Genomic DNA, 14,108 nt, shown 5'->3' with positions numbered 1-14,108 from the left:
GCGTGAGTCGTGCGACGCTGACGCGGACGAGACGAGGAGTACGGGGACATGGGGAACAGGATCGCCCAGTGGCGGGCGGCACGCCGGGAGTGGAAGGCCCAGTGGCCGGCGCAGAAGGCCGAGTGGCGGGCCTCCGAGGCCGCGCGCAAGAAGCGCGGCGAGCCGCGGGAGGTGCTGGGGCCGCCCAACGGCTTCGCCCTGCTGCCCTGGCTCCTGATGGGCATGGGCGCGGTGTCCAACCTCTTCCAGGGGGACACGCCCAACCCGTGGATCGGCGGCATCGGCGTGCTGGTCTTCAACTCCCTCTACGTCTCGGTGGTCTTCCGGGCCTTCGACGCGCGGTCCCGGCAGTCGGCCGGCACCCGCTGGTCGTTGGTGGCGCTGGGCGCGGTGACCTGCGCCTTGGCCGTCGGCTACGGCGGCAGCTGGCTGCTCTTCTTCCCGCTGCTGGCGCTGGCCACCGGGTCCGTGGTGCGGGGCCGGGCCCTGGGGCCGGTGATCGGCGGGCTGAGCGTGCTGGCCGGCGCGGTGAGCATCTGGAAGCAGGGCTGGGACGGCATCGGCATCGGCTACGGCACCTTCGTCTCCGGCATGGTCACCGCGGCCATCCTCGCCCTCTCCGAGACGGTCCGCGAACTGCGCGAGACCCGGCAGGAGTTGGCCCGTACCGCGGTGGAGCGGGAACGCCTGCGGTTCTCGCGGGACCTGCACGACCTGCTCGGGCACACGCTGTCCGTGATCGTGGTGAAGTCCGAGGCGGCCCGCCGGCTGGCCCCCCGGGACCTGGACGCCGCGCTGGCCCAGGTCGGCGACATCGAGTCGGTGGGCCGCCAGGCCCTCACCGAGATCCGCGAGGCCGTCACCGGCTACCGCGAGGGCAGCCTCGGTACCGAACTGGAGCGGGCCCGGGACCTGTTGGCCGCGGCCGGCATCGAGGCGGTGGTACGCCGCTCCGGGCCGCCGCTGCCCTCCCAGGCCGAGGCGCTGCTGGGCTGGGTGGTCCGGGAGTCGGTGACCAACGCCGTCCGGCACAGCCGGGCCCGGCAGTGCGAGATCACCGTGGACGGCACGGCCGAACGCGCCCGCCTGGTGATCACGGACGACGGCGTCGGCGTAGGCTCGGCGGCGGACGATCACGTCCCGGGCAGCGGCCTGGCCGGCCTCACCGAACGCCTCGCAGCCTTCGGCGGCACCCTGACCAGCGGTCCCGTCGCCACCGGAGGCTTCCGCGTCACCGCCGAGGTACCGGTGGAAGCGGACCTGCCGGCCACCGCGGACCGGTGACCGGGGACAGGAGCGAAGGGGAGAAGATGATCAGGCTGTTGCTCGCGGAGGACCAGGGGATGATGCGGGGGGCGCTCGCCCTGCTGCTCGGGCTGGAGCCGGACATCGAGGTCGTCGCGCAGGTCGGGGCGGGGGACGAGATCCTGCCGGCGGCGCTGGCCGCCGGGCCGGACGTGGCCCTGCTCGACATCGAACTCCCCGGCCGCAGCGGCCTGGACGCGGCCGCCGAACTGCGCGAGCGGTGCCCCGGCTGCAAGGTGCTGATCCTCACCACCTTCGGCCGGCCCGGCTACCTGCGCCGGGCCATGGAGGCGGGGGCGGCCGGCTTCCTCGTCAAGGACGGCCCGGTGGAGGAGCTGGCCGCCGCGGTCCGGCGGGTGCTGGCCGGCGAGACCGTGATCGACCCGGCGCTGGCCGCGGCGGCGCTCAGCGCCGGCCCCAGCCCGCTGACCGCCCGCGAGCGCGACGCGCTGACCGCCGCCGCCGACGGCGCCACCGTGGCGGACATCGCGGCCCGGCTGCACCTGTCCGAGTCCACGGTGCGCAACTACCTCTCGGCGGCCATCGGCAAGACCGGCACCCGCAACCGCATGGAAGCCGTCCGCGCCGCCCGGCAGCAGGGCTGGCTGTAGGGCCTGCCTTCCGGATCAGGTCGGATCAGCCCGCGGCGTCCGGTGCCGGGCGTCAGGCCCGTACGCCGGTGTGGACGGTGGTGGCGGAGAGCAGGAAGGCGTCGGGGCGGTGCAGGATGCCCTCCGGCGCCTGCGGATCGGTGAGCAGCGCCATGGTGGCCATGTCCGCCTCGTCGAGCTCCCCGCTGAGCCGGTCCCGCAGCCGCGTCAGGTAGTCGAGCAGGAAGGCCCGGGCGTCCCCGCCGAGCGGGGCGGGCAGGTCGAGCAGGGCCGTGAAGGCGCCCACCGGGCCGAGGCCGGCGGCGCCGAGCATGCCCGTCCAGTCCTCGAGCACCGGGGTGCTGCCGGGCAGCGAGGTCCGCATGGCCTCGAACCACTCCTCGTAGACGGCGTCCAGCCGGGACTGGAGCCCGGGCCGGCCGTGCCGCAGGTCGCGGGGCAGGTAGCGCATCGGCAGCCCGGTCTCGGCCACCGCGAGCACTCCGCCGGGCCGCAGCAGCGCCGCCAGCGCGTCGAGGGCGCCCTGCTGGTCGCCCACGTGGTGCACCGCCTTGCTGCTCCAGATCAGGTCGGCCCCGCCGAGCGCGGCCAGGTCCCCGGGCAGCTCCGCCTGCCGGACCCGCACCCGGTCGCCCAGACCCAGCTCCGCCGCCCGTTCCAGGGCGTGCTCCAGCAGGGCGGGGGTGCCGTCCACCGCGACCACCTCGGCGCCGGGGAAGGCTTCGGCCAGCACGCAGGTCATCACCCCGGGCCCGCTGCCCACGTCCAGGATGCGCACCGGCCCGGTGCGCGGGCCGAGCAGGTCGCGCAGCCGCTCCGCGGCGCTGCGCAGCACCGGCAGCTGGAGTTCGCCGTTGGCCACCAGCTGGCCGGCCAGCGCGGCCCAGTCGATGTCGGTGTCGAGGTGTTCGTGCCCGTGGCCGGTGCCCGTTCCGTGCCCGTGCCCGTGCCCGCTGCCGGTGCCGTGGCCGTGTCCCGCCGGGCCGTGTCCGGTGTGCGGGGTGTGTGCCGGGTGCGTGGTCTGAGCCGTGTCTGCGTCCATGCCCAGGAGGGTGCGGCCGCCGGGGCCCGGACGGCAAACTTTGTTGCCGTTTCCGGGACGGCGAGGTGCAATGCACCCATGCACCCGCACGACCGTGACGACGCCCCCGCCCCCGCCGCCGCGCCGGACGGCACCGCCCCCGACCCGCTGCGCGGCGTCCTCGACGAGGTCGGCCCCCGGCTGCGCCGGCTGCGCGAGGAGCGCGGGCTCACCCTGGCCCGGCTCGCCGAGGAGACCGGCATCTCCAAGAGCACCCTGTCCCGTCTGGAGTCCGGCCAGCGGCGGCCCAGCCTGGAGCTGCTGCTCCCGCTGGCGGGCGCCTACCGGGTGCCACTGGACGACCTGGTGGGCGCGCCCGAGGTGGGCGACCCGCGGATCCGGCTGACCCCGCGGGCCCACCACGACGGCGGGACGTACGTGCCGCTGACCCGCAGCCCGGGACCCCTCCAGGCGTACAAACTCGTCATCGCCGACCGGGGGAGCGAGCCGGACCTGCGCACCCATGAGGGCTACGAGTGGCTGTACGTGCTCGACGGGCGGCTGCGGCTGGTGATCGGCACGCACGACCTGGTCCTCGGCCCGGGCGAGGCGGCCGAGTTCGACACCCGGGTGCCGCATTGGTTCAGCAGCGCCGACGGACGGCCCGTCGAACTGCTCAGCCTCTTCGGGCGCCAGGGCGAGCGCATGCACGTCCGGGCCAAGCCGCGCGCCTGAGCGCTGAACGCCCGGTGAACGTCCGGGCGACGCCGGAACAATCGTTCGCGAGGGGCGCTCCCGCGGGGTCCGATCGACCGGGCCGGGCCCTACATTGCGCGGTGCGGGCGCAGGGGCGCCCGCGGGACGCCGCCCCCGTGGCGGTCGCGTGCGGGGAGACGTACATGACCAGCGCAGCAGAGCCGCCGAGAACCAGATGCGTCGTGGACCGGGTCCGCGGCGGTGCCTACCAGTGGCGGCTGACCGCCCAGAACGGCCGGGTGGTGGCCGTCTCCGCCGCCCTGCACCCCGACGCCGAGGCCGCGGCCCGCGCCTACGACCTGCTGCTCGCCGGCTCCGCGGCGCTGACCGGCACGGTCCTGCACGCCACCGCCCCGGGCGCCGGCTGGGTCTGGGGGGCCCGCGGCGCCGACGGAGCCCTGCAGGCCGTCTCCTTCCGTTCGTACCAGCGGTACGCCACCTGCCGGGCCGCCTTCGACCGCTTCCGGCTGCTGCTGCGCGAGAGCACTCCCGCACCGGCCGCCCCCTGAGCAAACCCGGCCCGGGCCGACGCCCCTCGAAGTTCCCCCTCGGGGGGCCCTCGTTCACCTGCCGTGCAGCGCGCGGCGACCCGTCCGCCGGAACCTGCCCAGGACATCGAACGCACGGCCGGGGGGATTCGAAGAGTGAGCACCGTGAGCGAGGCCCGGCGGCTGTTCGCCGACTCCGGGCCCGCCGACCGGCTGTTCCGGGGCGGCCTGCGCTCCGGCGGCGCGCTGGTCCTGGCCATCATGTCCCTGGTCGGTGGATTCCTGCTGTACCGCGCCTGGCAGGCGCTGAGTTCGGCCGGGCCGAAGTTCCTGACCACCGCCGCCTGGGAGCCGGACACCGGCCACTTCGGCATCGCGGCGGTGCTCACCGGCACCGTCCTGATCGCCACCGTCGCCGTCTCGCTGGCCGTGCCGCTGGCCCTGGGCACCGCGCTCTACATCGTCGAGTACGCCCCGGCCCGGATCCGGCCCACCCTGGTCAGCCTGGTCGACCTGATGGCGGCGGTCCCCTCGGTGGTCTACGGCCTGTGGGGGCTGTTCTTCCTCCAGGGCAAGGTGATCCCGCTGGCCCGCTGGCTCTCCACGTACGCCGGCTGGTTCCCGCCCTTCAAGGTCACCGGGGCCGACCCGCGGGACCCGCTGGCCACCGACACCGTCTACACCGCCTCCACCTTCATCGCCGGGATCGTGGTGGCCATGATGGTGGCCCCCATCATCTGCTCGGTGGTGCGCGAGGTGCTGTCGCAGACCCCGGTCGGCGAGCGGGAGGGCGCCTACGCGCTGGGCGCCACGCGCTGGGGCATGGTCCGCTCGGTGGTCCTGCCGTTCGGCAAGGGCGGCATGATCGGCGGCACCATGCTGGGCCTGGGCCGGGCGCTGGGCGAGACCATCGGCGTCTACCTCGTCATCTCGCCCGTCTTCGCGGTGCAGGCGCACATCCTGCAGAGCGGCACCAGCTCCGTCTCCTCGCTGATCGCCCTGCGCTACGGCGAGGCCAGCAAGTTCGGCATGTCCGCCCTGATGGCGGCGGGACTCGCGCTCTTCCTGATGACCCTGGTCGTCAACTTCGCCGCCTCCTCGATCGTGGCCCGGAGCCGTTCGGGCGCCACCAGTGACTCCTGAACAGGGGGGCTCCGCGCCCATGACCACCCATGCCCCCGAGGAGCGCCGCAGTACCGGCACCCTGCGGGCCACGGACGTGTACGCCGCCCTCGGCGCGGCCGTCGCGGCACTGAGCACCACCGGTCTGCTCTACACCGAACTCACCGGGTTCTCCGGCACGTTGGGCTTCCTGGTCATCGCCTACCTGCTCTTCCTCGGGCTGTACGCGCTGCTGGTCTCCTTCGACGAGTCGGGCCCGATGGTCCGCGACCGGATCGCCTCGGTGGCCGTGCACAGCATGGCCGTGCTGATGCTGACCGCCCTGGTCTTCGTCGTGGTGTACACGCTGTGGGAGGGCAAGACGGCCCTGCCGCACCTCAACTTCTTCACCCAGGACATGGCCAAGGCCGGGCCGCTGGACCCGCTGTCCGTCGGCGGCATCCGGCACGCGGTGCTGGGCACCCTGATCCAGATCGGGGTGGCGCTGCTGATCACCGTCCCGGCGGGCCTGCTCTGCGCCGTCTTCCTCAACGAAGTCCCGGGCCGCTACGGCCGGTTCGTGCGCACCATCGTCGAGGCGATGACCGCGCTGCCCTCGATCGTGGCGGGCCTGTTCGTCTACGCCACCGCGATCCTGGCGCTGGGCGTGGAGAAGTCCGGCCTGGCCGCCTCGCTCGCCATCTCCGTCATGATGCTGCCGATCGTGATCCGCGCCTCCGACGTGGTCGTCCGGCTGGTGCCGGGCACCCTGCGGGAGGCCTCGTACGCGCTGGGAGCGCCCCGCTGGCGCACCGTGTGGCACGTGGTCCTGCCCACCGCGCGCTCGGGCCTGACCACCGCCGTGATCCTCGGCACCGCCCGCGGCGTGGGGGAGACCTCGCCCGTGCTGCTCACCGCCGGCTTCAGCGCGGTGACCAACCTGGACCCGTCCTCGGGGGCGATGGTCTCCCTTCCGCTGGCCACCTTCGAGTTCGTCAAGTCCCCCGAACCCGCCATGATCGCCCGGGGGTTCGGCACCGCGGCCACACTGATGGCCCTGGTGCTGCTGCTCTTCGTCGCGGCCCGGTTCGTCGGCGGACGCGGCCCCGGACACCTCTCCAAGCGCGGCCGGCGTCGCCGTGACGCGGCCTCCGCCCGGGACCTGCGGCGCATCGAGGCCCTGCACGAGAGCGCCGCCGCCCCCGAGGGCGTCCTGCCGCCACCCCATCCGACGGCCGGGCCCGCGCCCGCCGTCGCCACCCCGCACCAGTCCGAGTCACCGAGGAGCACCCCGTGAGGCCCACCCCGCCGCGCTCGCCACTGGCAAGGGCGTCGTCGCTGACGGCGGCCCTGCTGATGGTGGTCACCGCCCTGCTGACCGGGCACGCCACCCCGGCCCACGCCGACTCGTACTCGCGGATCTCCGGCGCCGGCTCCACCTGGAGCCAGAACGCCCTGGACCAGTGGCGCCGCAACGTCACCCAGTACGGCATGACCGTCAACTACGCGGGCACCGGCTCCTCCGACGGCCGCGAGCAGTTCCGCAGCGGCACCGTGGACTTCGCCGTCTCCGAAGTCCCCTACGGCCTGACCGAGTTCGGCCGCACCGACTACCCGCCGGAGCGCGGCTACGCGTACATGCCGATCGTCGCGGGCGGCACCTCCTTCATGTACAACCTCAAGATCGGCGGGCGGAAGGTCACCAACCTGCGGCTCTCCGGCGAGGTGCTGACCAAGATCTTCACCGGCAGGATCACCCGCTGGAACGACCCCGCCGTCAAGGCCGACAACCCGGGCCTGGACCTGCCGGCCCGCAAGGTCGTGCCCGTGGTCCGCTCCGACGGCTCGGGCACCACCGCGCAGTTCAGCACCTGGATGTCCAAGGAGCACGGGGCGCTCTGGAACGACTACTGCCGCCGGGCCGGCAAGCCCACCCCCTGCGGCGTCACCTCCTACTTCCCGGTCGTCCCCGGCTCCGGCTTCATCGCCCAGTCCGGCTCGCTGGGCGTCTCCGGTTACGTGCGCCAGGGCTACGCCGAGGGCGCCATCACCTACGTCGAGTATTCCTACGCGCTGTCCACCGGCTTCCCGGTCGCCAAGGTGCTCAACTCCAGCGGCTACTACGTCGAGCCCACCGCCCAGTCGGTCGCGGTCGGCCTGCTCAAGGCGCGGATCAACGAGGACACCCGCTCCTCGGCGTACCTCACCCAGATCCTCGACGGCGTCTACCGCAACCCGGACCGTCGCACCTACCCGCTCTCCAGCTACAGCTACATGATCATCCCGACCAAGCTGGAGCGCCCGCTCACCGCCGACAAGGGCAAGACCCTCGGCGCCTTCGCCTACTACTTCCTCTGCGAGGGCCAGCAGCAGGCCCAGTCGCTGGGCTACTCGCCGCTGCCGATCAACCTGGTCAAGGCCGGACTCTCGCAGGTCCGCCGGGTGCCCGGGGTGGACGCGAAGAACATCGACATCAAGACCTGCCACAACCCGACCTTCTCCCCGGACGGCACCAACACCCTGGCGAAGAGCGCCCCCTACCCCAAGGACTGCGACAAGAAGGGCACCACCCAGTGCGGTGACGGCACGGCCGGCGCACGGCGCCAGCCCACCCCCGTCAAGCCCGGCCACAGCAGCGGCGGTTCGAGCACCGCGGGCGGCACCGCCGCCACCGGCGGAACCGCGGGTGCGGCGGCGGCCGGCGGGACCGCGACCACCGGCGGCGCCACCGCGGCGGGCGGCACGGCCGGCGGGGCGGACCTCGACGGCGGAGCCACCGGCGGCGCCACGGGCGGTGCGCTCGGCGGCGAGCAGGTCGCCGCGACCGCGGTCGAGATCGGCCCCGAACAGACCTGGGGGATGCGCACCCTGCTGATGCTGCTGGCCGCCGGCCTGCTGATCGGCGTGGTCGTGGCCCCGCCACTGCTCGGCCGGGCCCTGGCCGCCGGCCGCCGGCCGCGCGGAGGTGCCGATGTCTAGGCCGGCCCGGCCGACGGCCGCCCGCTTCGGCGGACACCTCGCGATGCGGCTGGGCTGCGCCCTGGCCGCGGCCCTGGCCGGCGCGGGCCTGCTCCTGCTGCCCCCGGCCGCCGGTGCCGGGCCCGCCCTCGCCGACGGGACGTACGCGCCCGTGGCGCAGGCCGGGGATCAGGACTCGGCGGTCACCGTCACCGGCCGCAAGGGCCGCTACGACGACTTCTCCCGCCTCAAGGTCACCGTGCACCAGACCCGAAACCTGCGGGCCCAGGGCATCCGGGTCACCTGGACCGGCGCCAAGCCCACCAGCAGCACCAACTTCGAGCACGACTACCTCCAGCTCATGCAGTGCTGGGGCGACGAGAAGAAGGGCCCCGAGCGCGAGCAGTGCCAGTTCGGCGGCTCCGAGGTGCACGCCGTCGGCGGCCTCTTCTCCGGCAGCAACCTGGTCGGGATGCCCGAGGGCGCCGAGGAGCACGATCCCAAGGAACGCACCTACCGCTACGACGACGAGAAGGGCGCCGGCTGGGTCCCCTTCCGGCCGGTCCGGGGCAAGCCCACCACCACCCCGACCGACCAGACGTACTTCACCAAGTTCACCACCAACGAACAGCCCTACGCCCGCACCGGATCCGACGGCCGGGGCGGCACCGTCTTCGAGACCCAGACCGGCGTCGAGTCCCCGCACCTGGGCTGCGGCGAACCGGCCAAGGGCGGCAAGGCCCGCCCCTGCTGGCTGGTGATCGTGCCGCGCGGCGAGCACGAGCCGGCCGGCGGCAGCGGCAGCGACGGCCGCCTCGGCAGCTCCCCGCTGTCCGCCTCCAACTGGGCGCTGCGCCTCCAGGTCCGCCTGGACTTCCTCCCCATCGGCCGGTACTGCCCCATCGGCCAGGCCGAACGCGCCACCCTCGGCTCCGAGTTGATCTCCGACGCGATGACCTCCTGGCAGCCGGCGCTGTGCACCACCGGCAAGGTCACCTACGGCTACCAGCAGGCGGCCGACGCCTTCGCCCGCAGCCAGATCGCCAACCCGCTGCCCGGCTCCCCGGGGCTGGCCTTCACCTCCGCCCCGATCGCCGCCCCGGACGGCGCGCCGCCCGTGGTGCACGCACCCGTCGCCGTCTCCGGACTGGGCGTGGCGTACTTCATCGAGGACCCGCAGGGCGCCCAGGTCACCCGGCTGCGGCTGGTGCCCCGGCTGATCGCCAAGCTGCTCACCAGCTCGTACCAGCGGGACGTGCCCGACGGCACCACCCAGCCGCACCTCAAGGGAAATCCGGAGAGCCTGGTATCCGACCCGGAATTCGTGAAACTGAACCCGCAATTCCGTGAATGGTCGCCGAGCTCTTTTCCCCAGGGTCTGATTTCCCCCCAGGGCGACGCGGATTCCTACCGGCTGCTGTGGAAATGGATCCAGAGCGACCGGGACGCCCGCACATTCCTGCACGGCGCAGCAGATCCGTGGGGCATGAAACTCAACAAGTTCTTCAAGCCGCTGGGACTGGACCGGGACAAGGAGATCAACACCTTCCCCAAGGCCGACCCCTCCAAGGGCAACGCCACCCCGCCCCCGGACCCGGTCACCTACGGCGTGATCGACCTGCGCCCGTACGTGAACTCGCTGCACGACGGCGCCCTGCACACCCGCAAGGGAGACTCCGGGCAGCGCAACGTCTGGGACGCCACCAGCACCCCGCCCAAGTTCACCGGCTCCCTCCAGCCGCCCGGCAAGCGCTTCCAGCTGGCCCTGGTCGACGCCGCCTCCGCCGCCCGCTACGGGCTGCCCACGGCCGAGCTGCGCAATGCCTCCGGCCGCTGGGTCACGCCCACCGAGGACGCCCTGGTCGCCGGGGTCGCCACCATGAAGCAGGGGCCGGTGGCCGGGGTGCTCGAACCCGACCCGGCCAAGGCCGGCGGCCGCGCCTACCCGCTCACCGAGGTCGCGTACGCCGCCGCCTCCACCGGACTGCCCGAGCGGAACCGGCGGGACTACGCCGCCCTGATGCGGTACGCCGCCGACGCCGGACAGCGGCCGGGCATCGGGCCGGGGCTGCTGCCGCCCGGATACGCGCCCCTGACCCCGGCCCTGCGCAAACAGGCCACGGCCGCCGCCGCCGAGCTCGCGGCCGGCGCCGGCAAGGGCAGCGCCGGCGGGGCCTCCGGAGGGGCCGCCACCGGAGGCACCGCCACCGGCGGGACCACGGGCGCCACCGGCGGCACCACCACCACGGGCGGCGCCACCGGCGCCACGACCACCGGCGGAGCCGCGACCGGCGGTGCGGCGGCCGCCACCGGAGGGACCACCGCCGGCACCACGGCCGGCCCCCAGGGCCAGGCCGCCGCGGTCAGCACCCCCGGTCTGGCCGCCGGGCCGGTGCGCTGGGTGCTGCTCGGGGTGGTGGTCGTCGGTACCGCCGGGGCGCTGGCCGGACCCCTGCTCCTGCACCGCAGCGGACGCCCCGCGGGCGGTCCGCCCGGGCGGCTGCGCACCCTGCTCGGCGGGGCCCTGCGCAAGACGAATGCCGCGCCCCCGAAGGGGAAATAGTTCCGCATTTCCCGGGGGTTCTCGTTCACCATTCGCACGCACACCGTTCGCTTGCGGTGCGGGCGGCCCCCGGGAATATTTCTCGATGTTCGGTTCGACGGGCTAAACGCCACCATCGGAGGAAATACTGTGAGGGTCAATTCCATGCGCCGGGCCGCAGTCATCGTCGCGGGCACCGCCCTGCTGGGCGCGACCGCCCTCAGCAACACCGCGCTGGCCGACCCGGCCAAGGGCGAGTACCGCCAGCTGGTCGGCGTCGGATCCGACACCACGCAGGACGTGACGAACAAGCTCGGCCGCCTGAGCGTCGACAGCAACGGCAGCCCGGACAAGCAGCTGATCGCCTCCTACGACGCGACCGGCACCGCCACGATCAAGACCCGCAAGACCGGCTGCGCCGACATCGCGCGCCCCAACGGCTCCTCGGCCGGCATCACCGCGCTGATCAACGACATCGCCGCGAAGGCCAAGTGCGTGGACTTCGCCCGCTCCTCGCGCGGCCCCCAGGACACCACCACCATGGACCTGACCTGGATCCCGTTCGCCAAGGACGGCGTCACCTTCGCCGTGCGCTCCGACAGCGCGCTGCCCAAGAGCCTCACCAAGACCCAGCTCATCAAGATCTACAACTGCCAGACCCGCAAGCTCAACGGCGTCACCATCACGCCGCTGATCCCGCAGGCCGGCTCCGGCACCCGCTCCTTCTGGCTCAAGCAGATGGGCCTGGTCGAGGGCTCCCTGCCGTCCTGCGTCACCGACCGCGGCGGCGCCGTCGAGGAGCACGACGGCCGCGCGCTGACCGGCAAGGGCGACATCATGCCCTTCTCCATCCCGCAGTACATCTCCCAGCAGAACACCGCCAAGACCAAGGTCACCGACCGCCGCGGCAAGGCCGTCCTCGGCGAGCTCGACGGCCACGTCCCGACCTTCAACGGGTCGCTGAACCTCAAGTTCCCGATCACCCGCGACGTCTACAACGTCGTCAAGACCAGCCGCCTGACCAGCACGGTCATCAAGAGCGCGTTCATCGGCAAGAACTCGCAGATCTGCGTCAACGTCCTGAAGGCCGAGGTGCGCGAGTTCGGCTTCGGCAAGGCCGCCAACTGCGGCACCACCGTCCTCAAGGGCAAGAGCTGACCTTTCCGGACCTCCCCGGCGCGGCCGGCCGGGCACCCCAGGGGTGTCCGGCCGGCCCGCATGCCCGATCCCACTCCGAGGAGCCTTCGTTGACGGTCCTGTCGACACCCCCCGAGCGGCCGGCGGCCACCGGACCGGACACCACCGGGACCGCCGCCGGGGCCGACGCGGCCGCACCCGGGCCCGGGACCGCCACCGCGCCCGCCGGCCGGCCCGGTGCGCCCGCCGCACCGGCCACCACCCTCGGCGCCGCGGCCCGGCCCCCGGCCCCCGGCGCGGCCGACCCGACGGGCGGGCCCGCACCGGCCGCCCCGGCGTCCCGACTGGCCGTCCCCGGTGCCGCGTTGACGGTCCTGGCCGCCCTGCTCCTCGGCTTCGCCGCCCACCTCACCCTGGTCGGCCACCTCAAGCACGCCCGCGAACAGCGCATCGGATACGCCGACCTGCGGGCCCAACTCGCCCTGGGCACCGCCCCGGTCGGCCAGACCGGCGCGGACGGCACGTTGCTCGCCCCCGGCACCCCGGTCGCCCTGCTGCGGATCCCCGCCCTGAAACTGCGCGAGGTGGTCTTCGAGGGCACCTCCGGCGGGGTGCTCGTGGGCGGCCCCGGCCACCGCCGGGACACCGCACTGCCCGGCCAGGCCGGCACCGCCGTGGTGATGGGCCGTCAGTGGGGGTACGGCAGCCCCTTCCACGCGCTCGACAAGCTCCGGCCCGGCCTGGAGATCCAGGTCACCACCGGCCAGGGCAAGCACCTGTACCGGATCTCCGGGCTGCGCCGGGCCGGCGACCCGGTGCCGGCTCCGCTGGCCGAGGGCAAGGGCCGGCTCACCCTGTTGACCGCCACCGGCTCCCCGTACACCCCCTCCGGGGTGCTGCGGGTCGACGCCGACCTGGTCAGCCCGGTGCAGCCGAGCCCGGCCCGGCCGCTGCCGCCCGGCTCGGTCACCGCCGCCGAACGCCCGCTGGGCAGTGACGACACCGCCTGGCTGCCGCTGGTCCTGTGGAGCCAGCTGCTGCTGGCCGGCGCGGCCGGCACCGTCTGGGCCCGCCGTCGGTGGGGCCGCTGGCAGTCCTGGACCGTGGGTGTCCCGGTGCTGGCCGCGGTGGGCACCGGCGTCGCCGAGGCCGCCGCCCGGCTGCTGCCCAACCTCCTCTAGGACCCCCCGCCGGGCCCCGACGGGACGGGCCCGGTCCGAACGTGACGAAGCGAGTTGAGCCGATGACCCTCCCCGCGCAGAGCGCCGCCCCCGCCGCCGACCCGGCCGCCCCCGGGCCCGGTACGACCGTCCCCGACGGCGTGGCGGACACCGCCGTGCTGCCCGTGGTCCGCGAGGGGGACGCCGCGCCCGCCGCGCTGGAGGCCCGCGACGTGTCGGCCTGGTTCGGCGACCACCAGGTGCTCCGGCAGGTGTCGCTGACCATGCCGGCCCGCCGGGTCACCGCCCTGATCGGGCCGTCCGGCTGCGGCAAGTCCACCTTCCTGCGGATCCTCAACCGCATGCACGAGCTGACGGCCTCCGCCGGCCTGGCGGGCTCGGTGCTGCTCGACGGCGAGGACATCTACGACCGGGGGCGCCGGATCACGCAGGCGCGCCGGCAGATCGGCATGGTCTTCCAGAAGCCCAACCCCTTCCCGGCGATGTCCATCTACGACAACGTCCTCGCGGGCCTGAAGATGAACGGCATCCGTGCCGGCCGGGCCGAGCGGGACGCGCTGGTGGAGGAGTGCCTGACCAAGGCGGGCCTGTGGAAGGAGGTCCGGGACCGGCTGCGGCAGCCCGGCGGCGCCCTCTCCGGCGGCCAGCAGCAGCGCCTGTGCATCGGCCGCTCGCTCGCGGTGCGCCCGCGGGTCCTGCTGATGGACGAGCCCTGCTCCGCCCTCGACCCCACCTCGACGCGACGCATCGAGCAGACCATCGGCGAGCTGTCGTCCGAGGTCACGATCGTCATCGTCACCCACAACATGCAGCAGGCCCAACGCGTCTCCGACCAGTGCGCCTTCTTCCTGGCGGAACAGGGCGTCCCCGGCGGCATCGTCGAACACGGCCCGACGGAGGCCATGTTCACCTCCCCCCAGGACCCCCGCACCTCCGACTACGTCAACGGCCGCTTCGGGTGAGGGCGGGGCGGGCAGGGGACCGGCCCCGCAGGGCCCCCACCCGCCC

General features: G+C 74.1%; 12 protein-coding genes. 11 read left to right on the top strand and 1 reads right to left on the bottom strand.

From position 1 onward, the window contains the following. Positions 1-48 precede the first annotated feature (48 nt). Positions 49-1,284, top strand: coding sequence for a sensor histidine kinase (locus AB0O40_RS26905; RefSeq protein ID WP_365046851.1), 1,236 nt, complete (start codon positions 49-51; stop codon positions 1,282-1,284). A 26-nt stretch (positions 1,285-1,310) separates the two neighbouring features. Next, positions 1,311-1,916: a response regulator transcription factor gene (locus tag AB0O40_RS26900; protein ID WP_365046848.1), complete on the top strand. Its 606-nt coding sequence runs from the start codon at positions 1,311-1,313 to the stop codon at positions 1,914-1,916. Between the two features lie 52 nt (positions 1,917-1,968). Here the strand turns inward: AB0O40_RS26900 and AB0O40_RS26895 are convergent, their stop codons facing one another. Continuing rightward, positions 1,969-2,958, bottom strand: coding sequence for a class I SAM-dependent methyltransferase (locus tag AB0O40_RS26895; RefSeq protein WP_365046845.1), 990 nt, complete (start codon positions 2,956-2,958; stop codon positions 1,969-1,971). Between the two features lie 78 nt (positions 2,959-3,036). Between AB0O40_RS26895 and AB0O40_RS26890 the strand changes: the two genes are divergently transcribed. The 9 genes from AB0O40_RS26890 to AB0O40_RS26850 all read left to right on the top strand — a co-directional run bounded on the left by AB0O40_RS26890 (position 3,037) and on the right by AB0O40_RS26850 (position 14,062). Beyond that, positions 3,037-3,672, top strand: coding sequence for an XRE family transcriptional regulator (locus AB0O40_RS26890; RefSeq protein WP_365046843.1), 636 nt, complete (start codon positions 3,037-3,039; stop codon positions 3,670-3,672). 164 nt (positions 3,673-3,836) lie between these two features. After that, positions 3,837-4,202, top strand: coding sequence for a hypothetical protein (locus AB0O40_RS26885; RefSeq protein ID WP_365046840.1), 366 nt, complete (start codon positions 3,837-3,839; stop codon positions 4,200-4,202). Positions 4,203-4,337: 135 nt separating this feature from the next. Next, positions 4,338-5,324 carry a phosphate ABC transporter permease subunit PstC gene (gene pstC, locus AB0O40_RS26880; protein ID WP_365046837.1) on the top strand — a complete coding sequence of 329 codons (987 nt, stop codon included), beginning with the start codon at positions 4,338-4,340 and terminating at the stop codon, positions 5,322-5,324. Between the two features lie 19 nt (positions 5,325-5,343). Continuing rightward, positions 5,344-6,579, top strand: a complete 1,236-nt coding sequence (pstA, locus tag AB0O40_RS26875) for a phosphate ABC transporter permease PstA (RefSeq protein ID WP_365046834.1) — start codon at positions 5,344-5,346, stop codon at positions 6,577-6,579. Next, the gene (pstS, locus tag AB0O40_RS26870; RefSeq protein WP_365046831.1) at positions 6,576-8,261 is read left to right on the top strand and encodes a phosphate ABC transporter substrate-binding protein PstS; all 1,686 of its coding nucleotides are present in this window, start codon (positions 6,576-6,578) and stop codon (positions 8,259-8,261) included. Before pstA ends, pstS begins: the two co-directional genes overlap by 4 nt. Continuing rightward, entirely contained in the window at positions 8,254-10,803 is a 2,550-nt protein-coding gene (locus tag AB0O40_RS26865; protein ID WP_365046828.1) for a hypothetical protein, read from the top strand. Before pstS ends, AB0O40_RS26865 begins: the two co-directional genes overlap by 8 nt. 144 nt (positions 10,804-10,947) lie before the next feature. Then, positions 10,948-11,940, top strand: a complete 993-nt coding sequence (locus AB0O40_RS26860; RefSeq protein ID WP_365046825.1) for a hypothetical protein — start codon at positions 10,948-10,950, stop codon at positions 11,938-11,940. 89 nt (positions 11,941-12,029) lie between these two features. Then, positions 12,030-13,100: a class E sortase gene (locus tag AB0O40_RS26855; RefSeq protein WP_365046822.1), complete on the top strand. Its 1,071-nt coding sequence runs from the start codon at positions 12,030-12,032 to the stop codon at positions 13,098-13,100. 41 nt (positions 13,101-13,141) lie between these two features. Then, positions 13,142-14,062, top strand: a complete 921-nt coding sequence (locus tag AB0O40_RS26850; protein ID WP_365046819.1) for a phosphate ABC transporter ATP-binding protein — start codon at positions 13,142-13,144, stop codon at positions 14,060-14,062. Positions 14,063-14,108 lie beyond the last annotated feature (46 nt).

The organism is Streptomyces sp. NPDC089919, from assembly GCF_040684615.1.
In the GTDB taxonomy this organism is placed as follows: Bacteria; Actinomycetota; Actinomycetes; order Streptomycetales; family Streptomycetaceae; genus Streptomyces.
Note: the sequence above shows the minus strand (reverse complement) of the source record. Positions and strands in the feature narration are given on the sequence as shown.